At 67.4% G+C, this 23,242-nt stretch carries 16 protein-coding genes; 10 read left to right on the plus strand and 6 right to left on the minus strand.

Features of this window, described 5'->3' with window-relative positions; all coding sequences use genetic code 11:
• Positions 1–23 precede the first annotated feature (23 nt).
• From ACFQGD_RS06420 to ACFQGD_RS06430, 3 genes are read left to right on the plus strand one after another with little or no spacing between them, the layout of a single operon-like run.
• Complete coding sequence (locus ACFQGD_RS06420) at positions 24–884, plus strand: class I SAM-dependent methyltransferase (RefSeq protein ID WP_345405749.1); 861 nt, start codon at positions 24–26, stop codon at positions 882–884.
• Positions 885–888: 4 nt separating this feature from the next.
• Complete coding sequence (locus ACFQGD_RS06425; protein ID WP_345405752.1) at positions 889–2,052, plus strand: trans-sulfuration enzyme family protein; 1,164 nt, start codon at positions 889–891, stop codon at positions 2,050–2,052.
• Positions 2,049–2,963: a homocysteine S-methyltransferase family protein gene (locus tag ACFQGD_RS06430; protein ID WP_345405755.1), complete on the plus strand. Its 915-nt coding sequence runs from the start codon at positions 2,049–2,051 to the stop codon at positions 2,961–2,963. Before ACFQGD_RS06425 ends, ACFQGD_RS06430 begins: the two co-directional genes overlap by 4 nt.
• Here the strand turns inward: ACFQGD_RS06430 and add are convergent.
• The 3 genes from add to ACFQGD_RS06445 are packed head-to-tail and all read right to left on the minus strand — an operon-like array spanning position 2,906 to position 6,894.
• On the minus strand, positions 2,906–3,985 hold the full coding sequence (add, locus tag ACFQGD_RS06435; RefSeq protein WP_345405758.1) for an adenosine deaminase: 1,080 nt from the start codon (positions 3,983–3,985) through the stop codon (positions 2,906–2,908). The two genes, ACFQGD_RS06430 and add, sit on opposite strands and share 58 nt — an antisense overlap.
• A complete protein-coding gene (locus ACFQGD_RS06440; RefSeq protein ID WP_345405761.1) occupies positions 3,985–5,385 on the minus strand; it encodes a metallopeptidase TldD-related protein in 1,401 nt (466 codons plus the stop codon). The genes add and ACFQGD_RS06440 overlap by 1 nt, the downstream gene beginning before the upstream one ends.
• 6 nt (positions 5,386–5,391) lie before the next feature.
• Positions 5,392–6,894, minus strand: a complete 1,503-nt coding sequence (locus ACFQGD_RS06445; protein ID WP_345405763.1) for a TldD/PmbA family protein — start codon at positions 6,892–6,894, stop codon at positions 5,392–5,394.
• 669 nt (positions 6,895–7,563) lie between these two features.
• Here ACFQGD_RS06445 and ACFQGD_RS06450 point away from each other — a divergent pair.
• The 6 genes from ACFQGD_RS06450 to ACFQGD_RS06475 all read left to right on the plus strand — a co-directional run bounded on the left by ACFQGD_RS06450 (position 7,564) and on the right by ACFQGD_RS06475 (position 17,889).
• A complete protein-coding gene (locus ACFQGD_RS06450) occupies positions 7,564–8,451 on the plus strand; it encodes a DUF1702 family protein (RefSeq protein ID WP_345405765.1) in 888 nt (295 codons plus the stop codon).
• A 64-nt stretch (positions 8,452–8,515) separates the two neighbouring features.
• A complete protein-coding gene (locus ACFQGD_RS06455) occupies positions 8,516–10,363 on the plus strand; it encodes a CRTAC1 family protein (protein WP_345405768.1) in 1,848 nt (615 codons plus the stop codon).
• Positions 10,360–11,352, plus strand: a complete 993-nt coding sequence (locus ACFQGD_RS06460; protein WP_345405771.1) for an enediyne biosynthesis protein UnbU — start codon at positions 10,360–10,362, stop codon at positions 11,350–11,352. Before ACFQGD_RS06455 ends, ACFQGD_RS06460 begins: the two co-directional genes overlap by 4 nt.
• Positions 11,349–16,829, plus strand: coding sequence for a type I polyketide synthase (locus tag ACFQGD_RS06465; RefSeq protein ID WP_345405774.1), 5,481 nt, complete (start codon positions 11,349–11,351; stop codon positions 16,827–16,829). Before ACFQGD_RS06460 ends, ACFQGD_RS06465 begins: the two co-directional genes overlap by 4 nt.
• Positions 16,826–17,239: an acyl-CoA thioesterase gene (locus tag ACFQGD_RS06470; protein ID WP_345405777.1), complete on the plus strand. Its 414-nt coding sequence runs from the start codon at positions 16,826–16,828 to the stop codon at positions 17,237–17,239. The genes ACFQGD_RS06465 and ACFQGD_RS06470 overlap by 4 nt, the downstream gene beginning before the upstream one ends.
• Before the next feature lie 32 nt (positions 17,240–17,271).
• Entirely contained in the window at positions 17,272–17,889 is a 618-nt protein-coding gene (locus ACFQGD_RS06475) for a hypothetical protein (protein ID WP_390183707.1), read from the plus strand.
• Here ACFQGD_RS06475 and ACFQGD_RS06480 read toward each other — a convergent pair.
• Complete coding sequence (locus ACFQGD_RS06480) at positions 17,858–18,037, minus strand: hypothetical protein (protein ID WP_345405780.1); 180 nt, start codon at positions 18,035–18,037, stop codon at positions 17,858–17,860. The two genes, ACFQGD_RS06475 and ACFQGD_RS06480, sit on opposite strands and share 32 nt — an antisense overlap.
• 238 nt (positions 18,038–18,275) lie before the next feature.
• Between ACFQGD_RS06480 and ACFQGD_RS06485 the strand changes: the two genes are divergently transcribed.
• A complete protein-coding gene (locus ACFQGD_RS06485) occupies positions 18,276–21,140 on the plus strand; it encodes a patatin-like phospholipase family protein (protein ID WP_345405783.1) in 2,865 nt (954 codons plus the stop codon).
• A 99-nt stretch (positions 21,141–21,239) separates the two neighbouring features.
• Here the strand turns inward: ACFQGD_RS06485 and ACFQGD_RS06490 are convergent, their stop codons facing one another.
• Together ACFQGD_RS06490 and ACFQGD_RS06495 are read right to left on the minus strand one after the other, a co-directional pair.
• On the minus strand, positions 21,240–22,223 hold the full coding sequence (locus ACFQGD_RS06490) for a type IV toxin-antitoxin system AbiEi family antitoxin domain-containing protein (protein WP_345405786.1): 984 nt from the start codon (positions 22,221–22,223) through the stop codon (positions 21,240–21,242).
• Between the two features lie 157 nt (positions 22,224–22,380).
• A complete protein-coding gene (locus ACFQGD_RS06495; RefSeq protein ID WP_345405789.1) occupies positions 22,381–23,199 on the minus strand; it encodes an IclR family transcriptional regulator in 819 nt (272 codons plus the stop codon).
• Between the last annotated feature and the right edge of the window lie 43 nt (positions 23,200–23,242).

Raw genomic sequence — 23,242 nt, forward strand, 5'->3', positions numbered from 1 at the left:
CCCGCGACGACGAAAGGCTGGTCATGACCCAGACACGGCTCGACCCGGTGCAGCACAAGGAACAGCAGCGTGCCAACTGGGATGGTGCGAGCGAGGGTTGGCTCGCCATCAGCGAGACCTTCGAGCGCGGCGCGAGGGAGGTGACGGCGGAGTTGCTCGAGCTGGGCGGGGTTCGCGAGGGAATGACGGTGCTCGACGCCGCGACCGGCATCGGGGAGCCCGCGCTCACGGCGGCGCGGGTGGTCGGCCCCGAGGGAAGGGTCGTCGGGTTCGACCTCGCGCCTGGCATGGTCGCGATCGCTCGCCGCAGGGCTGCCGAGTACGACAACATCGAATTCCGTGTCGGCGATATCGAGTCGGCCGCCACCGGTGAGTTCGACGTGGCACTGTGCCGGTGGGGACTGATGTTCGCGATCGACACGGTCGCGGCGTTGCGCTCGCTGGCGGGCGCGTTGCGCCCAGGTGGGGTCCTCGCCGCATCGACGTGGGGACCCGCTGAGACGGTGCCGATGCTGTCACTGGGGTTCCAGGCGCTGAGCGGGTGGCTGGAGATGCCAGCGCCGCCGCCAGAAGCGCCGACACCGTTCTCCCTTTCCGATCCCGGCACGCTCGCCGCCGACCTCGAAACCGCGGGCTTCGTCGACGTCTCGGTCACCGAGTTCGACGTGCCGTTCAGCGTCGCGGACCCCGCGGAGTACATCGAGCTGAACAAGGCGGTCACGCCGCCGCCGATGCGGGACTTGTTGCGGGAGCAGCTCGGCGAGGACGAGGAGATGGCGTGGCGCGCGGTAGGCGATGCCACCTTGCCGTTCCGCGACGTCGACGGGACGATCCGACTACCGAGCACGGCACTGTGTGTTCGTGCCGTCAAGGCCGCGAGCTGATCCGGTGCGTTTCGACACCCTGTTGGTGCACGAGGGACAGTCCTCCCAGCCGGTTACCGGTGATGTCGTGCCGCCGATCCACGTCGCCACGACGTTCGACCGGTCGCCGCAAGACCCGGTGACGCGGTTCTACGGGCGCGGGGAGAACCCGACGAGGGAAGCGTTGGAGTCTTGCCTCGCCGCACTGGAGGACGCACCGTTCGCGCTGACCTTCTCCTCGGGACAGGCCGCCGCCGTCGCGGTGCTCTCGCTGGTGCCGCCGGGGAGCAAGCTCGTGTCGTCGGACGACGTCTACGGCGGCACTTACGAGCTGTTTCAAACACTGGGTCGGTTCGGTATCGAAGTCGACTACGTGGACCTGGCTGATCCGGAGCGGCGCGACGCCGCGATCACCCCCGATGTGGCGATGGTGTGGGTGGAGACGCCGACCAACCCGCTGTTGCGGATCGCCGACATCGCCGCGATCAGTGCGCGCGCCAGCGATGTCGGCGCACTCGTCGTCGTGGACAACACGTTCGCGACGCCGGTCTCCCAGCAGCCGCTCGCGCTGGGTGCCCAGGTGAGCCTGTACAGCACGACGAAGTTCATCGCGGGACATTCCGACGTGCTCGGCGGCGCGCTCGTCTATCGCGACTCGGCACTGCACGAGCGGTTGCTGGCGCACCGGTCTGTTACCGGTGCCGTGCCAGGAGCGCTCGACTGCTATCTGACGCATCGCGGTCTGAAAACGCTGTCGTTGCGGTTCGCGAGGCAATGTGCCAACGCCGCGTCCGTCGCCGCGTCACTCGGAGAGTCGCCGTTCGTGGGCGCGGTGCACTACCCGGGGCACAGTGACCATCCGCAGCACGATGTCGCCGTACGGCAGATGTCGAGCCACGGGGCGATGGTGAGTTTCGCGTATCTCGGCGACCCCGAAACGCTGCTGGGCGGTACGAGGTTGTTCGGCGCCGCGGTGAGCCTCGGTGCGGTGCGATCGCTGCTCGCGCTTCCCGCGAGCATGAGCCACCGTGCGATACCCCGCGACGATCTGCTGCGACGCGGTGTCACGGACAACCTGGTTCGACTTTCGCTCGGGATAGAACACCCCGCGGATCTCATTGATGACCTGTCCGCCGCGATGCGTGCGGGCATGCGTGGCCACGCCAGGGAAGGAGCTGATCGACCATGACCGAGCCAGCACGTGACGGTGATGTCCTCCGCATCGACGGAGGGACGGCGACCGAGTTGCAACGCGCGGGGATCGCCGTCGAAAGTCCCTGGTGGACGACGCGCGCGTTGCTCACCGACAAGAACAGGACCGTGCTCAGCGGTATCCATCAGCGCTTTCTCGCGGGAGGCGCGCAGGTACTCACCGCGAACACGTTTCGCTGCAATCTGCGCTCTTTGCGCGCGCTCGGCCTTGACGGCGCCGGGCTTGGCTGGATGGTTCACGCCGCAGTAGGGGTCGCGAAATCCGCGCGGCAGGCGGCGGGATCGGACGCCGTCATCGCAGGCTCGATGGCGCCTGTCGCTGACTGTTACCGGCCTGACCTGGTACCGAACGATGATGAACTGCGTGCGGAACACCAGTGGCTCGCGACGGAGCTAATGCGGTCCGGTGTGGACATCGTGCTGATCGAAACGATGAACTCGATTCGTGAGGCGCGGATCGCGCTGGAACAGGTACTCGCCGCGGGTGGCGTAGCGTGGGTCAGTTTCGTCTGTGCTGACGGGGCTCGGTTGCTCTCCGGGGAGCCTCTCGCCGACGCGGCTCGCGCGGTGGAGCGGGACGGCGCCGACGGGGTACTCGTCAACTGCGCGCCACTGGAGACGACCGAGGCCTGTCTCGCCGAGCTCAGCGACTCCTGCGACGTCAGGTTCGGCGCGTATCCCAACGTCGAGGACAGGCTCGCCGAACGAGCGGCTGACGGCGATGGGTTCCCCGCCGCCGTCTCACCAGCCGACTTCGCCGCGACACTGCGCCGATGGCACGGCGAGTATGGCGCGAGTCTGCTTGGTGGCTGCTGTGGTAGCGGTCCGGATCACATCGCGGCGGTCGGTGAGTTCGGATCCGCGCCTCGGGCCGTCGCGTCGTCCTGACCGAGCATGTCGTCGATCTCGCGGAGCAACTGGTGACGCCGTGTTTCGGAGCAGAAGGCGGCCCGTACGCCGGTGCGCACCATGTCCGCGAGCTCGGCGCCGCTCATTCCGAACCAATCGGCGCACACCTCGAGCTCGTGGTTAAGGGTGGTGCCGAAAATGCCTGGGTCGTCGGTGCTGATCGCGACCGGCACTCCGGCGGCGCGCAGCTCGGGTAGCGGGTGGTTCGTGAGCGAGTCGACCGAGCCGGTGCGCACATTGGACGTTGGGCACACCTCCAGCGTGATGTTCTCGGTCGCCAGCCGCTCGAGCAGCCCGGGATCGGTGGCGGCACGGATACCGTGACCTATCCGATCCGCGCCGAGTACGTCGATGGCGGCCGCGACCTCAGCCGCGTCCGTTGTCTCGCCAGCGTGTGGCACGCTGCGCAGGCCGCTCGCACGAGCCTTGGCGAATGGTTCCTTGAACCACGCGCGCGGAACGCCGCGTTCAGGGCCACCGAGTCCGAGGGCGACGGTACCGGCCGGTTGGGTGCCCAACACCCAGTCCACGGTCGCGTGGCCAGCTGCGACGCCGTCGTCTCCCGAGATATCGAAGATCCAGGCGAGTTCGACGCCATGCCGGGTGGCGGCGAGCCGCCTACCCTCGGTCAGTGCCTCGGCGAGGGCGTCGGGGTCGATCCCCGCGTTGACATGACTCAACGGGGTCACGGTGACTTCCGCGTAGCGGACGTTGCCCGCCGTGAGGTCGGCGGCCAGCCGCTCGACGAGCATCACCACATCAGCCGGGGTGGTGATGAGGCGGGTCACCGCACCGAACACGGTGATGAACCGGTCGAAATCTGGCACGTGGCAAAGCCGCCGCAGCGCATCGGGATCGGTGGGCACGACGGTTCCGGGATGGCGCCGAGCGAGTGCGTTCACCACGTCCGTGTTCGCGGCGCCGACCAGGTGCAGGTGCAGCTCGGTCTTGGGTAAGGCCGCGATGAGGCCAGCAAGGTCTCGGGTGTCGCTGGGTGACACTACGGTGCCTCGCTCACCGAGGACATGGTGAAGTCACGCACCGCGAGCGGGGGCATCGCGAATCGGGTCATCGCGTTGTCCGGTTCACGCGGCAGGGTCGGCACGGTGGTGCCGACATCTGTCACCCGACGCAGGACGCCGAGCAGGCTTTCGTTGAAACGGAAGTCATTCGTCGCGGCGACGATCTCACCGTCCTCGATGAGATAGACACCATCGCGGGTGAGTCCAGTGATGAGGAGCCGCCGAGGGTCCACGTCGCGGAGATACCACAGTGACGTCACGAGCAGCCCGCGTCGCGTCTCCGCGACGATCTCGTCAAGGGAGCGGTCGGGGGCGGCTCCGGTGAGCACGAGGTTGCCGATCCACGGAGTGAAGGGACAGCCAGCGGACTCGGCCGCTGTCCGTGTGCCGACAAGAGCGGAGAGCACACCGTCGCTGATCCACCGCGTCCGCCGCAATGGCAAGCCGTTGTCGAAAACGGACGCCGTCGGTGTCGGCGAGCGGGTGATGACGAAGGGGTCACAGCTAAGACCTCGTGCCGCCGGATCGCTGAGCAACGTGAGCGATGCGGGAGTGAGTCGTTCGCCAATGCGGGTGCCGCCTTCACCGTCCCCGAACGGGGACGCTCCCGTTGTCGCTTCAGTGACGCTCATGGCGCGGTAAAGCCGCGCCATGAGGTCGGCAACGCAGCTTGGGGACAGGACCACGTCATAGCGACCTGGTGGCAGGCTGACCCGCCGGTTCGCCGTGTGGAGCCAGCGGTCGAGTTCGTCGTGAATTCCAGGCACATCGGCCTCACCGGAATCCGGTATCGCCGTGCCGTGCCATGCCGATGCCTTCCCGTCCGCGCCGTACGCGGCGGCCTCGACGGTCCCGACCGCCTGCGTGCTGGTGAGATGGAGTCCGGTGGACGCGTTGACGGTGGTTGTCCTTCGTTGTCGCTCGGCATATCCGTACAGCAGCCGCTGCCGCCGATCCGCCCGCGTCATCGCGGCGCCGAGGTCGGCGGCGAGGTCGTTCCAGTACGCGGGTGGAGCATCGGCCGGGGCCTCCTCCATCGCGATGTCGGGCCTACCGGCGGTGCCGTGACCGCCTGGCAGGGACGGTGCCGAGGCGACCGGAGCCGCGCGCAGTGCCGCCGCACGTGCCGCGTCCGCGACCTTCCTGACCGTGTTCTCGTCGAGGTGACCCCGGTGCGTGATGGCCGCGTTCCCGATGCCGTCATCGACCGAGTTGACCGCGATGACCGTCAGCGTCCGCGTGCTCGCGGCGCCGTTCGCGGTCACCTCGTTCGCGGACCAGCGCAGATAGTGGTGCGTCGTGTCGTCGACGATCGCGATGACGTCCTCACCACTCGCCGCCGTCTCGGCCGCGATCGCCGCGGCTCGCTGTGACTCCATCGCGGGCTACCTGGTTCCGTCGATGGTGCGCATCGGAACATTTCGAAACAACGCGGGAGGGCTGCCGTGGCTCGCCGCGGCGATCTGCACCGGGCGTCCCTTGCCGCAGAGATCCGCGCCGAACGTCTGGTAGCTTCGTTCGCCCCCTAGTGCGGCTAGTGATCGCCAGAGGTCGGTGGTGTTCCACTGGTACGCGACATCGCGAAGCTGGTGAGTGAGTCGTCCGTTACGGATGCGGTAGCAACGGTCCGCGGTGAACTGGAAGTTCGACCGTCGCATGTCGATGGACCAGCTACTCGGTCCGACGACGTAGACGCCGTCGCGGACGTCACCGATCAGGTGTCGCGTCGTGACATCGTCCTCGCCGGGGAGTACTGAGACGTTCGGTAGTCGGGACAGTGGCGGGTGCAGTGCGGACCCGGCGAAAGCGCATCCGGTGGACCGGGCGGCGCCGAGTGCTACCGCAGTGTCGCGGTCGGTCTGGAAGCCGGTGAGGACGCCGTCTTCGATGAGCGGCCAGCGTTGCGCCGCTACTCCCTGGTCGTCGAACCCGACCGTGGCCAGTCCGTGTGCGGATGTCCGCTCGGCGATGACGTTCAGCAACGGCGAGCCGAACCGTAGCGTTCCGATGTCGTGGGGCGCGGTGAAGGTGGCGCCCGCGTAGGACATCTCGTGGCCGAGCGCGCGGTCGAGTTCGGTGGCGTGACCGATGGTCTCGTGGATCGTCAGCCACAGGTGTGACGGGTCAGCCACAAGGTCGTAACACCCATCGGCGAGCTCCGTGGCGCGAAGCTTGTCGCTGAGGTGCCCGGGTAGCTCCGCGATCTCGGCCTCCCAGTCCCAGCCATCGCCGAGCAGATATTCCCAGCCTCGCCCGGTAGGCGGGCCGAGTGTGCTTACCGTCTCGGCGGAGCCGTCCGCACGCCGCCCCGTGATCGTTACCCTGGGGTGAACCCGGACGCGTTGCTGCGTGGTCGTGGTTCCCGCGAGGTCGGCGTAGAACTTGGTTTCCTGTACGGCGACAAGCTTGGCGTGCACGCTGGCGACGTCGTCGTGTTTCAGTAACGCGTCTGACCATTTCGTGAGGAACCGGGCGCGCTCGTCCGCGGCGATGGTGAACGGGTTGACGCGGTAGTCGGACAGCCAGACCTCGTCGCGGTAGATGGGCTCATCGGCGGGTTCGCCATAGTCGCCCCCGATCCGAGAACTCGCCGTGGCCATGGCTATCGCGTGATCCACCGCGGACGTTACGGCGCCGGGGGAGATCTCGGTCGTCGCGGCGAAGCCGGTGGCGCCGCCGTTCGGTCGCACCTGAACCGAGAGGCCGAGTTCGGTCGTATCCCCCTCGCCCGCGAGAACGCCGTCGAGCAGGATCGTCTCGGCGTGGCGCGTCTGTTCCAGCCGTACCGATGCGTGCCGAGCCCCTCGCTTCGAGGCATGAGCCAGTCCGGTTTCCGCGATCGATTGTGGCTGGTGGGCGAGGAAAACGGGATCGATCGAATCGTGCACGGACACACCTCGGGTCGGTGAACGGGCGGTGACGGGGCAGGGTCCGCATGGTCATTTGAACGCTATATTATTTTTATGTGAAAGTCCAGGCTGTTGCCGCCAGCTCGAACCCTTCGGACTTGCGTGCTTCTGCCGTGGCACAGTTGTCGTAACGAGAATTCACGATACGGAATTTGGCGTTGTGACAGTGATTGTCGGTCCGGCGTCAAGTACTGCTCCGGGTGGCCCAGCCCTAGAGTATGACCGTTGCGATGACTGAGTGAAACTTAAGGATCAGCGGTTGGCTAGGCGGAATGCCTGCTGTAAGTGTCCTGAGTGAACGGTTTTCGTTCGCCGCGGCGATGGGGATCGGGCTAAATCGGCCACCGGAGGTGGGGCTTGATCGGGTCAGTGCGTTCCAGTCTTGACGGCACTGTGAGCGGTAGTGGCGATTGTGATCATTATCTGGTCAGCGTGATAGTCGCGGCGGGGGGCCCGGCCGTGGTCATGGCCAGTGACTATTTCGGCCTTCTGTCATAGCACTCATAAACAAATGACAAATAGTGTAGTCATTATGAGGTTGGCGCTACCGCGGTGGGGGCAGCTATGGTGCGATCGTTCGCGGCGAAGACATCGACTCACGACGGTGCGAGCGGTCGCGGTCGCCCGTTCGTGCGATTACCGTTGCGTATGGCGGATTTCTCCCGTCGAGGGTTCCGGACGGACCGGCCCGACGCGCGAGCGATCCTCGAGGGACATGCCAGGAGCTTCCTGACTGGATTCAATCTCGCGGTCGCCCATTGGCGCGACCCGCATCCCGCGCTTGCCACGATCGCCGAAGAGGAGCGCGGGTTCGCCTACGAAGGCGCCGCCATGTTCGCTCGACTCATCGACATCACGACCCTCGGGCGCTCTCGCGCGCTGGCTCGCCTGCTCGCCGGCCACGGGCAGTGCTACGTCCATCTCATCCACGTTGGTGCTGGCTGGCCGTTCGGCCTGCTACGGCTACGGTTGCCGGTAGCCGTTCCCGCAACGCCCCTCGTGCGGTGGCTCGCCCTCGACGGCGCGGGTTTCGCCGAGGCATTCTTTGGTGGCTGGCAAGTGGTGGTGCGCCGCTGCGTGGCCGGACCGGACGAACGCGCCGAGGCAAGGTACGGCGGCTATGGCCGCGCGTTGTGGTTCATCGAGGCTGGCGACGTCGATGGCATCGCTCGCCGCGTCGCCGCGTTGCCCACCCGAGCCCGCGCGCCGGTATGGAGTGGTGTCGGGCTTGCTTGCGCTTATGCGGGTGCAACCGACGACGTAGGGCGACGACGATTGTCGCAGGCCAGCGGTGATTATCGTCAACACTTCGCCCAGGGACTGGTGTTCGCCGCGGGTGCGCGGGCACGCGCCGCCATCATTCCCACCCATACCGAACGTGCGTGCAGGCAGTTGCTTCAGGTCGATGCCACGGAAGCCGCCTCCTTGTCGGATGTCACGGCACGTGGGCTGACGAGCCGAGGCGACATCGCCGCGTATCTGAACTGGCGAACCCGGATCAGGGAGTCGCTTTCCACCATCGTCACCCACGATTGAGGAGTCGCGTATGCCGCCTGCCGCCCGCAGGATTGTCGCCTTGTCGGTCACCCTCGCATTATGTGTGGCATTCAGCCTGTTCACTATCCGTCCCGACGTCGGTGCGGCCGAAGCACGCCGCATGGCCGAACGGTTCGACTTCACCGTCGAGCGGGTCAACAGCGAGCCGGACGGTGCCGCGAAGGAACGATCGGTCGCACCCGCCGTGGAACGGATCCGGAGCTGGATCTCCGCCGTCGGTGCGGCTACCGCCGTGTTCGATCTGCGCGAATCTGGATTTCCCGCTGATGTGTGCCTTGTCGATCCAAGGGATGACTCGGTAACCGTCCGGCCGGTGCCGGGCGATGGCGGCGCTTATGACCCGGTGCGGCTCTCACCGGATGGCCTGCGCTACGACGACACGATGGCGCCGATGGGCTGCGTGCCCGCCGACCTCGACGAGGACGGCGATCGTGACCTGCTCGTCTACTACTGGGGCCGCTCCCCGGTGTTGTTCCTCAACACCGCTACCGAGCCAGGACCGCCCACCGCACGCACGTTCCGCGCCGTCGAGCTGATCGAGCCGATGGAGGTGTGGAACTCGACCGGGCTCAACGTGGGGGACGTCGACGGCGACGGTCACCTTGACGTCTTGGTCGCGAACTACTTCCCCGATGGCGCACGGGTGCTTGATCCGACCGCGACGGAGGAGAGCAGGATGGCGATGCAGGACTCGATGGCGCTGGCGCGCAACGCCGGTACTAACCGGGTACTGCTGACGACGCCGTCGGGTGAGCCAGACACCAAGCCGGCGTTGGTCGACCACAGCAACGCGTTACCCGCCCACGCGGCGAGTGCCTGGACGCTTGCCATGGGACTGCAGGACCTCACGGGTGACGCGCTGCCTGAGCTCTACCAGGCTAATGATTTCGGGCCGGATCAGCTTCTTGTCAATCGGTCGACACCAGGGGACGTCCGGTTGGTCGAGGTGACCGGTGAACGCGATCTGACCACCCCGAAGTCGCAGGTGCTCGGCCATGACTCGTTCAAGGGCATGGGGGTGACCTTTACCTATCAGGGCGACGCGGAGCTGCCCGCGATCATGGTCAGCAACATCACGACGCCATACGCCTTGCACGAGAGCAACCTCGCCTTCGTTCCGGATGGCGACCCAGCGGAGCTGCTCGACGGTACGTTGCCGTACGACGAGCGCAGTGAGGAACTCGGCATCGCGCGTGGTGGCTGGTGCTGGGACATCAAGGCGGGAGACTTCGACAACGACGGTGTCGACGAGGTCATGCAAGCCAACGGGTTCCTTGAGGGCGATGTCGACCGCTGGCCGTTGTTGCAGGAGCTGGCGATGGGCAATGACGATCTGCTGCGCTATCCGGAAGTGTGGCCAGAATTCGGGCCGGAGGATGACCTGTCAGGTCACGAATCGAATCCGTTGTGGGTCGCGGACGCTGATGGCAGGTATACCGATCTTGCCGCTGAGGTCGGGATCGCGGCGCCGTACAACAGCAGGGGTTTTGGCTTCGGTGATGTCGACGGCGATGGCAGCCTCGACGTCGTCGTCGCGAACCAGTGGGAAGACTCCGTCCTGCTGCGTAACGAGGTACCCGCCGATGATGCGGCCCACGTGAGGGTCGTGCGGGAGTCGGTCACCGGCAGCGGGACCGGGAAAGTCGATGTGATCGGTGCGCGAATCGAGTTGCGCCATCCGGATCGGCCGCAACGGCGGCAGCTGTATCCGGCGAACGGTCACGCGGGCGTCTCCGCGAGCGAGCTGCACTTCGTGTTGCCTGGCGGCGAGCCAGCTCCCGCCGTGGTGAGCTGGCGTGACGCCGACGGGAAGCACAGCGCGCGCGTCGAACTGCGGCCGGGCCATCGAACCGTAACCGTTGACGACAGTGGAACGGCGGTAGTGCGATGACGACAACAGCTCCGGTATCGACCACGACCAACGAACCCACCCGCGATAGCGCACCCGAGTCCGGTGGCGGTCCAAAAGTCGACATGTCCCCACAGGTGCGGCGGGTACGCGCACTCCAGCGCTTCGCCCTGTCGATCACGGTGTTCACCGTGCTCGGTCACACCGTGCTCGGGTTCGAGCAGGCACCGATAGCCCCGATCATGGCCATCTTGGTCAGCTACGCGACGGCGGTGCTTTTCGAGGCGCTCGACGCGTGGGCGCTCGGCCGCGATCCCGAGTTTCGCGGCGGCCTTTCCGCGCTGGCTATCTTCCTGCTTCCGGCGCACATCAGTGGCCTCGCCTGCGCGATGTTGTTGTGGGGGAACTCCTCGGTGTGGCCGTACGTGTTCGCGGTGACGGTGGCCAACGCGAGCAAGTACGTCGTCCGGGTGCGCGCCAGAGGCAGGTTGCGCCACGTTCTCAACCCCTCCAACGCGGGCATCGCGATCACACTGATCCTGTTCCCGTGGGTGGGGATCGCGCCGCCCTATCACTTCACCAACAACATCAGCGGCGCTCTGGACTGGCTCGTGCCGCTGGGCATCCTCGTGCTCGGCACGATGCTCAACGCGGGTCTGACCGGCAAGATGCCGCTGGTGCTTGGCTGGGTCGGTGGGTTCGTCGCGCAGGCGGTACTGCGATGGGCGCTGCTGGATCACGCCTTGCTCGGTGCGTTGCTTCCCGTCACGGGCGTGGCGTTCCTTCTCTTCACCAACTATATGATCACCGACCCTGGTACGACACCGTTCAAGACCCGTAACCAAGTTGTGTTCGGGCTGGTCACCGCGGCCGTGTACGGCGTGCTCGTCGTCTCGGAGGTCGTTTTCGGACTGTTCTTCGCGCTGGTGATCACCTGCCTGTTGCGCGGGCTGGTGCTGGTCGCCGAGCCGATGAAGCCCATGTTGCGACGCGCGTTCTCGGGTGTACGCACTGGAGGTGCGAGCAAATGACGCGACACCGCATCGCGATCGTCGGGATGGCGTGCCGTTATCCGGACGCGAACAATCCGACGCGGCTATGGCAGACCGTTCTTGGCAGGCGGCGTGGTTTTCGGGCCATTCCTGGGAATCGGCTCTCGTCGGCCTACATCGGCTCGCGGCAGGAGCCGGACCATACCTATGTGACGCATGCCGGTCTGCTACGAGACTGGGAGTTCGATCGGACGCGTTTCGGCATCGGCGGTGCGCTGTACCGGGCGACGGACGAGACGCAGTGGATGGCGCTTCAGGTCGCGACGGAAGCGCTCGCCGACGCGGGATTCCCCGATGCGGCGGGACTTGACCGCGAGCAGGTCGGTGTCGTCATGGGCAACTCGCTGACCGGTGAGTTCACCCGCGCCCACCAGATCAGGCTGCGGTGGCCGTTCGTGCACCGCGCCGCCGTCGCTGCCCTCGAACGCGCTGGTGCGGACGAATCGACGAGTGCGGCGACCATCGCCGCACTCGAAGAGTTACTCAAGGAGCCGTTTCCGGTGCCTGGGGAAGACTCGCTCGCCGGTGCGCTCGCCAACACGATAGCGGGTAGGATCTGCAACCACTACGACTTCAACGGAACCGGGTACACAGTAGACGGTGCGTGCGCGTCAAGCCTGCTCGCGGTGATGACCGCAAGCAGGGCGTTGGCGACTGGTGAGCTCGACTTCGCGCTCGCCGGGGGCGTTGATCTCAGTCTTGACCCGTTCGAGTTGGTTGGCTTCGCAAGGCTGGGTGCGCTCGCCGACGGTGAGATGCGGGTGTATGACGCGGAGCCAACCGGCTTCCTTCCAGGGGAAGGCTGCGGTGTCGTCGCGCTCATGCGCGCCGAGGACGCCGAGTCGGCGGGTCTGCGGAGCTACGCGCACATCGTCGGATGGGGAACGTCATCGGACGGCGCGGGTGGCCTCACCCGGCCCGAGTCGAGCGGCCAGGCGCGTGCCTTGCGGCGCGCGTATGAGATGAGCGGCGTCGAGCCCGCCACCATTGACCTCGTTGAGGGCCATGGCACCGGTACGCACGTCGGGGACGCGGCTGAGCTCACCGTGTTGCGTGAGATCAGGGGTGACACGGAGCGGCAGGCCGCGCTTGGTTCGATCAAGGCGAACATTGGGCACACGAAGGCGGCTGCGGGAGTGGCTGGGCTGATGAAAGCTGCCTTGGCCGTGCACCACAGGGTGATCCCGCCGACGACCGGCTGCCGCGAGCCGCACCCCTTGCTAACGGAACATGGTTCGTCACTACGTATTCAGCCCGATGCCGAACCGTGGCGGTCAGCTATGCCACGAGCGTCGGTGTCGGCCATGGGGTTCGGTGGGATCAACACCCATGTCGTGCTCGAAGGGGAGCGAACGGCGACGGCGCCACAAATCCCGGCCACTACGCTGGCCTGGAGTAGACCGTTGCCCGAGCACGAGATCGTGCTGCTCGGTACGTCGACAGCCAGCGATCTCGCCGCGCGGTTGGATCAGATCGTCGAACGTTGCGGCTCGCTGAGCGCTGCCGAGGTGCATGATTTCGCCAGCACGGTGGCGCAGACGTCGTCGAGCAACGCCCCCGTGCGGTGCGCGCTGGTGGTGCGTTCCCCTGAGGAGCTCGTCGCCGCGGCGACGAAGGCACGGAAGCGGCTGACTGATGGCGACCGGCGACTCGTTGTGGATGAGGCCGGTGGTTACGTGCTCGGCGCTGGTTCCCGGGCGAGGATTGGCCTGCTGTTTCCTGGCCAGGCCGCGCCGGTAAGGGACGTCCTTTCGGAGTGGCCCGTCCGGGTAGACGTTCCCCCGCTCCCTGATGACGTGACCATCAGCGAAGGGGACACCGACACCTCGGTCGCGCAACCAGCGATCATCCGGCAGTCCCTCGCGGGACTCGCGTGGCTCTCGACGTTGGGTTGCCGCCCCGTAGGTGCTGTCGGGCACAGCCTCGGTGAGATCAGCGCGTTGGTCTGGTCGGGGGCGCTCACTCCAGAAGAAGGGCTCTGGCTGGCGGCCCGGCGCGGTCAGTTGATGGCGCGCCACGGGGTTTCCGGGACCACGATGGCGGGCGTGAGCGCGGGCCCCGACACGGTCAGACGGTTGCTGTCCGGCACGGCGGTCGAGATCGCCGGGTACAACTCACCCGTCCAGACGACCGTCGCCGGTCCGAAATCCGAGGTCGACGATGTGGTGCGCCGGTGTCAGCGGGACGGTATCGCCGCGACGACACTGCCGGTGTCACACGGGTTCCACAGCGCGGCGATGGCACCGGTGGTCGAGCCGTTTCGGCGGGTGCTCGACCAATGCGATATCGGGCGCCCGATGAGCCCCGTGCACTCGACGGTGACGGGAGGTCTCCTCGATGATGACGACGACCTCGTCGAATTGCTCACCGAGCAACTGGTGACCCCGGTCCGGTTCCAGCAGGCTGCCGCGGCACTCGCCGAACGGTGTGACCTGCTGGTCGAGGTGGGGCCAGGCGATACGTTGCGCCGCATCATGGAACACGGCTCGGCAGGCATCCCGTCGGTGAGTATGGATTGTGGCGGTTCCGCCGGCGCTGGCGCGTTCGCCACCGCCGCGATGGCGGCCGCCGGCGCGGTCCAGCTCGAACCGTGGTTCGCGGGACGAGGCTATCGCGATGTCGACATCGACCAACCGCTGTCGCTGCTGTCCAATCCGTGCGAGGCGTCGAGCGCCCCTGCGGTCGACGCCCCGCCAAGCCAGCCGCGACCGGAGGCGGACGTGGCGACCGAGATGGTCGTGTCACGCGGCGACGACCCGCTCACAGCGCTACGAGAACAGCTTGGTCACACGCTCGAGCTGCCGCTGGCGAGCATTCACGCGAAGAGTTCCGTGCTTGGCGAGCTGCATCTCAACTCGCTGCAGCTGATCGAGTTGGTCGCCACGGTCGCGAGTGGACTCGGCAAACAGCCACCAGCGGCGGATCGGTTCGTCACCGACGTCACGGTCAGCGAACTCGCGGAGATTATCGAGGCACAGCCGGACGTTGGCGCGAGCGAGGCGCCGAGTGTTCCTGGCGTGCGGGACTGGGTTCGTGCCTTCACGAGGCGATGGGTCCCGTTCACGCCGACCACCGGGCTCACCGCGCCGGTCGCGTGGACCGTGCACTCGCTACCTGGCGGGCCGCCCGTGCCGTTGCCGGAACACGGCGACGACAGCGCCGCCCGCCGAGGACTCGTGCTCACCGTCGGCGCGCGCACTGAGATCGAGCCGACCATGAGTGAGGTCGTGGACATGGTGGGCCGCATCAGGGCCGTGTCGCCCGACCTGCTCGTGCTGCTGCATCACGACCATCCCGCCGCTGCCGCGCTCGCCCGCAGCATCGCTGCCGAAGTCGACGACTGTGCTGTCACGGTGGTTGACGCTGGAGCCGACGGCGAGGTCGATCTCGCCTGCGCTACCGAGGTCGGTTACCGGGAACTGCGGTTGGACGAGGACGGCGGATTGGCGGCGGCGGTTACCGAGCCGCACCGGCCGTCCGCGGGCGCGCCGCTACCGCTGCGGACCGGCGACGTCTGCCTCGTGACGGGAGGAACGACGGGGATCACCGCGCACTGTGCGGCCGAACTAGCCACGGTGACCGGCGCGAAGCTGGTCGTGCTTGGGCGCAGAGCCGTCGACGACCCCGACGTGGCCGCGGGGCTGGAACTGCTACGCCAACGCGTCGCGGCGGACTACGTGCGCTGTGACGTCACCGATGCCGCCGAGGTGTCGACCGCGGTCGCGGCGGCTCGGGAACGCGGCCCCATCCGAGGCTTGCTGCATGGCGCTGGCAGCAACGAGCCGCGCCTGCTCAGCGCGCTGGACGAGGACACCGTACGAGCGACGGTGCGTCCCAAGGTCGCCGGACTCCGCCGTCTGCTCGCCGAGGTCGGTGATGAGCTCACGCTCGTGCTCGGGTTCGGGTCGATCATCGGCAGGATGGGCCTCGCTGGGCAGTCGGAGTACTGCGTAGCGAATGACTGGATGCGACATGACCTCGAAGCATGGGCCGAGAAGCACCCGGAGACTCGCGTCCACACACTGGAATGGTCGCTGTGGTCCGATATCGGGATGGGCGAACGGCTCGGTGTCGTCGACCGGCTTCGGGACCAGGGGATCGCTCCGATCACCCCGGAGGCGGGCGCGGCGGCGATGCTCGATGTGCTGACCGACGACACCGCTCCGCCGACGGTGATGCTCGCGGGCCGGTTTCCCGCGACGGCCACGCTGGGGCAGCGATCGGAGAGCTGGCCGACGCTGCGTTTCGCGGAGGAGGAGCTGGTGCGCGTCCCCGGTGTGGAAGCCGTGCTGCAGGCGCGGCTCTCACTCGGTTCCGACCCGTACCTCGACGATCATCGTGTCGATGGCGTACCGATGGTGCCCGCTGTCATCGGGCTTGAGGCGATGGCGCAGGCCGCCATGGCGGTCACCGGGCGGGACCGGCAGGAACCGGTGTCGTTCACCGATGTCTCTTTGCGAGCGCCGATCACGGTCGGAGAGCACGAGCCACGGGTACTGCGGGTCGCGGCACTGGCCGACGACAGGGGCAGCGCTATCGACGTCGACCTGCGTGACGACGCGGATGACTTCGGCAGCGTCCGTTTCGCCGCCACCGTGTCTCCACCGCCCGCCCCGCCGGAGGCGGTTTCGGTCCCGACGCCTGCCCCCGATGGCGTCGCCATGTCCGGGCCGCATCCCTACTACGGCACGTTGCTGTTCCATGCCGGACGGTTCCGCCGCCTGGTCGACTACGAGACATTGTCCGCTTTCCGGGTGCGTGCGCTGGTGACGGCTGAGGAGGATCGCTGGTTCTCCCAGTTCCACGGCCAGCGTCTCCTGCTCGGCGACCCCGGCGCACACGATGCCGTTCTCCACGTGTTACTCGCCTGCGTCCCACATCGGCAGGCGCTTCCTGTCGGTGCGGAGCGCGTCACGGTGTGGCGCGCACCAGCCGGCCAGCTGCGCGTACTGGCTACCGAACGTTGGCACAGCGCCGATGAGTATGTCTTCGACGTCGATGCCGTCGACGCCACCGGCGAACTGGTGTGCCGGTGGGACGGTCTCCGGCTGCGGGCCGTGAGCATGCGGGAATGGCGGCGGCCGATGCCGGTGCGGCTGCTTGGCCCGCTGCTGAGCAGGCGGATCGTCGAACTGGGAATCGCTGACGACGTCGAGTTGACCACGGGGCGCGACGTATCGGAGACCGGTGCGGGAGCGTTGGCGGCGTCGGACGCCGAAATCGGGGTCGCGACGGCCATCCGGCACGGACAGGAGGACACGTCCCAGCTGCGCGAGCTCGCCGAACAAGCCCTACGGGACGCCGGCGTAGCAGACACCGATCGGGCGACGCTGGATCGGGTGGAGTCTGACCTGACCGTACTGCGGTGCGGTGACGCCAGTGTCGTGACCGGCTGGTTCGACACCGACCTGCCAGGCATGCTCGCCGTCGCCGTCGCGGTGGATGGTCACCGGTGACCCGGGTATACCGCTATCGGCACGTGGTTACGTTCGACGAGACCAACGTGGTCGGCAACGTCTACTTCGCCCACTACCTGCACTGGCAGGGCCACTGCCGGGAACACTTCCTCGCCGACATGGTCCCCGACGTGCTCAAATCCGTGCGCGCGGGCGACCTCGCGCTGGCGACGGTCGCCTGTGCGATGGACTATTACGAGGAGTGCTTCGCGCTGGACGAGATCGAGGTCGCGATGTCCCTGCGGGAATGCCGGGGAAGCCGGATCACGATGGCCTTCGACTTCCGGCGCGCCGAGCAACTCGTGGCCAGGGGAACGCAGACCGTCGCGTGCTTGCGGCGCACCCCGACTGGCACCGAGCCGGTCGATGTGCCGTCGTCTCTGGTCAAGGCCTTAGAGAACTACCGGTAATCAGGGTGAGGAACGGAACGGGAGGAACATCGATGACCACTGGTGTCACGCCGGTACCCGGAGCGAACGCAAGGGATGGTCGGATCCGCGGCTGGTTCCGCTGGATGAACACCGGCGGACACAAGACGATGCTGATGCTGTTCCTGATCGTCGTGCTCTCGCATTGGGCGGAGCACATCGCGCAGGCCATTCAGATATATCTACTCGGGTGGCCCATTCCTGAGGCGCGGGGTGTGCTGGGAATCCCGTTCCCATGGCTGATCTCGTCGGAATGGTTGCATTACGCCTACGCCGTCGTGATGCTGGTCGGTTTCATCGTGCTCGCGCCTGGTTTCACGGGCCGTTCGCGGACATGGTGGAACGTGGCACTGGGGATCCAGGTCTGGCATCACATCGAACACCTGCTGTTGCTCGGCCAGGCCGTACTCGGGGTGACGATCGCGGGGCGTGCCGTCCCGACGAGCCTGGTGCAGCTGATCGTGCCTCGGGTGGAGCTGCACCTGATCTACAACTCGTTGGTGTTCGTTCCCATGGTGATGGCCATGTTCCACCATCGGTATCCGCTCCGCCGGGAGCGTAAGCATATGGCGTGCGGTTGTGCCGTGCCCGTTGCCCCTTCTACGAGGCCGCGGCCAGCTTCCGCGTCGTGAGCTGGTCCAGCAGGGAGTTCATCTCGCCCTCGGCCTCCAGCATCGCGGTGATGTCGCAGTCCACCCTCGCCTGCTTGAGTCGCAGCCACGCCTGCCACACCTCGCGCTGCACGTGTTCGGTCGCGGGCCGGTCCGATGTGGTGTTCATGTCGCCTGCCTCGGTGTCTGGGAGCGTCTGGCTTCCTGTCGCTGTCCGCCGGGACTACGTTTCCAGCGTGACCTAGCCAGCGCCGTTTTGTACCCGGAAAGCTACGTAGTTCGTTACGTATTCGGACCCGGCATCGCACCGGATGGGACGGCGGCCGTAACTTTCCGCGGCCGAAACGCGACTCTCGAGTGAACGCCGAGCTGCATGCTTGGCCCTGACGGGTGCCGAGGAGGCAGCCATGGGCCGGGATAACACGCTGGGGGCGGAGACCGCCGGTGGCCGAGGGGAGCCACCTGGACGGGCGGTGGGCATTGCCGTGGCACTGGTCGCGCTCGCGCTCCCCGGCGTCGGCGGCTGGCTGTACGCCGTGAACGCTCCACACGTCGACATCATCGCCATCGAGCTCGGTGGCAGCGGACAGCCACCGCTGCCCGACGGCGCCACCACCGCGCTGTGGTGGGATTTCGTGTTCATCGCATGCTACGGCGCGGGGCTGCTGCTCGGCACTACCGCGGCGCGGTGGGTCGCCACCTCGCGCGGACGTCGCATCGCGTGGTTCGGTCTGGCCGCGGCCGTGGTCGCTGTCGTAGCCGACGTCGGGGAGAACATCCTTCTGCTGGTCCAGGTGGCGTGGCTGTTGGACGTCGCCACCGCGGCGGCCGTCCTGAAGTTCGCCGCCCTGCTACCCGCCGCCGCGGTGGCGCTCAGCGGTGTCGGGGTTGTGCTGTGGCGTGCGGTGACCTTCACACCGCCACGACCCGGCGTGCTCAGCGACGTCTGGCCCGGTGAGCCGTTGGAGCTCGATGATCCGCCCGCCACGGTGGACACCGACCCCGGCGACGCCGCGCGATGGCGCGCCGGATACCGGGTGCCAGACGTCGATCCCGCCGACGTCCAGCGTCGGTTCGCCCAGGGCGACGACACTGTTGGGTTTTGCCTGTCCGGTGGCGGAATTCGCGCGGCGAGCGTCGCGATGGGTGCGCTTCAGACCTTGCGCTCCGAACTGCTTGGCGCGCGATACCTGGTGTCGGTCTCCGGTGGTGGCTACACGGCGGGCGCGTTGCAGCAGTCGCTCACCGGCGCGGTCCGCGACCCGCGGTTCGCGATCGCCCGAGACGTCGAGGTGCTGCGTGAACCGGAGCACGCCTACCAGCACGGCACCGCCGAGGAGAACCACGTCCGACGGCGTTCGGCGTACCTCGCTGACACTCCGTGGGAGGTGGTGACCGCGCTCGGCGTCGTCGCTCGGGGACTACTGCTGTCACTGTTCATGCTGTTCGCACCCGCTGTGGTGCTCGGCGTGCTCGCGGGCTGGTTCTACCAGGCGGTGCCGATCACGCCCATCGGCGACGTCGTCGCACGGCCCCGGGTCGGCGCGCTGTATCTGCTGGTCGCGCTCGTCGTGCTGACCTTCCTCCTCTCGCTGTTCGGCCATGGGGCCGCCGCCGGGAAGCCAGAGGGGCGTTGGGCTCGGCAGGCGGCGACCGGGCTGACCTGGCTGACCCTGGTCGTCGCCGCGCTCACACTGGTCGTTCCGAGTCTCATCGGTGTCGTGGCGAGCGTGCTGTCCCGTACGGGCATGGCGGTCGAGGTCGGCGGTCCGGTCGGCACCGTGGTGCTTACCTACGTCGCGACGTTGGTCGCGGTGCTCTGGAAGCACCGCACCACGATCAGGAACTCGCGCGACGCCGCGCGGGCCGTCACCGGCGCGGTGCCGAGTGGGTTGCTCCAACGTGTCTTCGTCGTGCTCACGACCGCGTTGCTCGGCCTGGCATGGCTGCTGCTGTTCGCGGGATCCGCCACGACCTCAGGCGAGGCCGCCGCGCTGTGGACCGCGCTCGGTGTGGGCGTGGCGTTGCTCGTCGTCGGGTTCGTGTTCGACGAGACGTCGTTGAGCCTGCACCCCTTCTACCGGGAACGGCTCGCGCGGACGTTCGCGGTGCGCACGGTGCGCCGCGAGCGCGACGGCAGGGTCGTCGCGGTGCCGTACCCCAGCACGGAACGGACATCGCTGTCGACATACGGCACCGTGAAGGACGGGCTGACGTTCCCTGAGGTGATATTCGCGGCGGCGGCGCACTTGACGGGGGAGTCACGCACACCACCGGGGTTGAACTGCGTGTCGTACACGATGAGCGCGCGCTGGGTCGGCGGTCCCGACGTTGGCTGGGTCGCGACACGGCAGTTGGAGGACGTCGTCACGACACGGTTCCGTCGAGATCTCACGGTGCAAGGCGCGGTCGCGATCAGCGGGGCGGCGTTCGCGTCGTCGATGGGCAGGGCCGCACGTTGGTACCAGGTGCTGCTCGCGGTCTCGGGTGCGCGTCTTGGCACCTGGTTGCCGAACCCGGGGTTCCTGCACGCCGCGCGGCAGGCGAGCGCGGAGTGGACACGGCGGCGGCTGCCGGTCGCACGACGGTTGCCGTACCTCCTCAAGGAGATTTTCGGTATCCACCCGTACGCCGACCGGTTGCTGCACGTTACCGACGGCGGGCACTACGACAACCTCGGGCTGGTCGAGCTGTTCCGGCGGCGCTGCACCAAGATCTACTGCATCGACGCGAGCGCGGACGAGCCGCCGACCGCGACGGCGCTGGCCGAAGCACTGCGGTTGGCGCGGCATGAGCTGGGGGTGCAGGTGGTGCTTGACCAGATCTGGCCGTCCGACGCCGAACCGGGTAGCGGCACGCCGCTGCCGCCGGAGGACCCACTCGCGACGCTGAACGCGCGGCTGGTGAAGAACCCGATCATCACTGGGACGGTGCTGTACCCGCCTGAGTCCGGTTTGGACGGTGTGACCGGCAGGATCGTGATCGCGAAAGCGCGGCTGTGGCCCGAGCTGCCCTACTCGCTGCTGTCATACGCAGCGAAGCACCCGGAGTTCCCGCACGACAGCACCGGAGACCAGTGGTTCGGCGAAGGCAAGTTCTCGGCGTATACCGAGCTGGGACGACGTCTAGGCGAGCGGGCGCTGCACCCGGCGGCGGCACCTGCGGCGGAACCCGCTGCACCCGCGGCGGCGCGCGAAGCGGCAGTCGCGGCGGAGTCGGCTCGCGCACCCGCATCATCGTCGGAGGCGGCAGCAGCGTCGTCCAGCCCTTGAGGTGCCGCGCCTCACCTAAGTCGATCAACTTGCCCTGGCCTATTACCAAATGGTGTCCGGTTTGCCGGATTCCGCTGGTGTTAACGCAGGGGAAGCTGATCAACTAGCCAGGCGACCACGCTGGCGTTCCAGACCGCGGGTTAATGCAGCATCGAGTCGGCGTGCGAGGCGAGGCGGGTCCATCGCGTCCTCCCATCCCCACCGGACGACCTCGTAGCCGAGGTCGGCCAGCTGTTCCTCTCGGCGCTTCTCCGCGCGCAGGAGTTCGCGCATCATCCGCAAGTCCGGTGCGGCTGACGATATGCCGTTGCCGCCAGCGCCTAGATACTTGGCGAGGCCGTCGGCTTCGCCAATAACGCCTGCGTGCTCCCAGAGAAAGTCCACCCGCGCGATGGGGCCTGTAGCGTCGCCGAGGGTGACCTGGGTACGTGGCGCGGGCAGTCCCTGTTGCTGGATGGCGATTCGGGAGACCGACTCCAGGACAGACTCACAAGCGGCATCGGCGAAGGTTACGGCACGTCGTGCTTGGTCGATGCCCGGCCAGCCGAGGCAGTCGACCAGCATGTCGGCGAGCTGACGCGGCGACACCTGGCAGCGGTGCAGTGCGGCATCGGCCGCCACAACGCCCTGGGTGTACCCACTTTCGCGGGCGAGGTCGACGACGGTGCGGGCGGCCGAGGTGACGGCGACGTCGTGGCGCACGGCCCTGTGATGGGCAGGCAGTGCGGCGCATCGCAGCACATAGCCATCGCGTCTGCCACAGGCGGCAGGGTCTTCGGTCGCGAGGACTACGTCTTCAGCCGGGCGGCCAAGTAGTGGTAGGCCATGGATCCGGGCTGCCGACGTCCCTGCCGCCACGGCGTCACGGTTCAACGACAGCAGTGCGGCTGTCGCGACGAGCGCGTGTTCGCGTTCGCCGTCCCCGATGACAGCGGCGCGGATTGACGCTGGGACGTAGATGCCGCGTCGCAGCGGCACCCAGGTTCCGCGTCGCAGCATCTGGCGGATATGCGCCTCCGAGTGTCCCGCTGCCCGCGCTTGGGCTGGGGTAAACACCGGGGCGGTAGCGCTGAGGTGAGTCACGCTACGGACCGTAGCGAGACGGTCCGACACTGTAGCTGAACTCGATCAACTTACCCTGGTCTGCTACCACGGCATGTCCGGTTTGATCGATTTCATTTGTCGTGGCCCAGGGGAAGCTGATCAACTGCGGGCGACTACCAACACATCAATCGCCGCTCTACGGGGCGCGAGCGGACAGCGGGGGCAGGTCGTGCAGGAAGCCCGGCGCCGGGTCGTCCGCGGTCTCGGTGAGCCGTCGCGCGATCGCGTCGGCCGCGCTGTGCAGGGTCGGTGCCAGCTTCGGCAGGTCGGCGCGGAGGGAGTGCACGACGATGCCCAGCGAGATACTCGGTGCGCCGCGCTCGCTGGGCACCGGCACGGCGACCGAGCAGGAGCCGAGCGTCATCTCCTCGTTCGTCTGGGCGTAGCCACGCGCGACCGTGTTGCGCAATTCGCGCAGCAGCCTGCCGCGCTCGGCGATGGTGTAACGGGTGAACCGCGGCAATGGCCGCTCGCAGTAGGCCTGGATGAACGCTTCCTCGGCGTTGGCGAGCAGCGCCTTGCCCACGCCGGTGGAGTGCATCGGTAGCCGCGTCCCGATCCGCGAGATGATCGGTACCGACCGGTGTCCTGACAGCTTCTCGACGTAGAGGGCGTCGAAACCGTCGCGTACGGCGAGGTGGATGTTCTCTCGGGTTACCTCGTAGAGGTCCTGCATGAACGGCAGCGCGATCTCGCGGAGTCTGCTCGACACCGGGGCGAGCAAGCCAGCCTCCCAGAGCCGGAGGCCGATGCGGTAGTAGCCGTCATCATCGCGGTCGAGTGCGCGCCACGCTGCCAGCTCGCCAGCCAGCCGGTGCGTCGTGGCCAGCGGCAGGTCAGCGCGGCGGGCCAGCTCGGACAGGGTGAGTCGGGGGTGCGTGATGTCGAACGCGCCGAGCAGTGCGAGGGCCCTCCCGGTTACCGATTGCCCCTGCTTTCCGCTGTTGCCTGCCATGACGCTCCTTTCCTACTGGACGGAAGGCTGCCAGGCCGGCCGC

Source organism: Haloechinothrix salitolerans (assembly GCF_042662605.1).
Lineage (GTDB): Bacteria > Actinomycetota > Actinomycetes > Mycobacteriales > Pseudonocardiaceae > Haloechinothrix_A > Haloechinothrix_A salitolerans.

Coding starts and splice junctions, on each gene's coding strand:
- ACFQGD_RS06420 (WP_345405749.1), top strand. CDS start 24: ATGACCCAGACACGGCTCGACCCGGTGCAGCACAAGGAACAGCAGCGT.
- ACFQGD_RS06430 (WP_345405755.1), top strand. CDS start 2,049: ATGACCGAGCCAGCACGTGACGGTGATGTCCTCCGCATCGACGGAGGG.
- ACFQGD_RS06440 (WP_345405761.1), bottom strand. CDS start 5,385: ATGGAGTCACAGCGAGCCGCGGCGATCGCGGCCGAGACGGCGGCGAGT.
- ACFQGD_RS06450 (WP_345405765.1), top strand. CDS start 7,564: ATGGCGGATTTCTCCCGTCGAGGGTTCCGGACGGACCGGCCCGACGCG.
- ACFQGD_RS06460 (WP_345405771.1), top strand. CDS start 10,360: ATGACGACAACAGCTCCGGTATCGACCACGACCAACGAACCCACCCGC.
- ACFQGD_RS06465 (WP_345405774.1), top strand. CDS start 11,349: ATGACGCGACACCGCATCGCGATCGTCGGGATGGCGTGCCGTTATCCG.
- ACFQGD_RS06475 (WP_390183707.1), top strand. CDS start 17,272: ATGACCACTGGTGTCACGCCGGTACCCGGAGCGAACGCAAGGGATGGT.
- ACFQGD_RS06480 (WP_345405780.1), bottom strand. CDS start 18,037: ATGAACACCACATCGGACCGGCCCGCGACCGAACACGTGCAGCGCGAG.
- ACFQGD_RS06485 (WP_345405783.1), top strand. CDS start 18,276: ATGGGCCGGGATAACACGCTGGGGGCGGAGACCGCCGGTGGCCGAGGG.
- ACFQGD_RS06495 (WP_345405789.1), bottom strand. CDS start 23,199: ATGGCAGGCAACAGCGGAAAGCAGGGGCAATCGGTAACCGGGAGGGCC.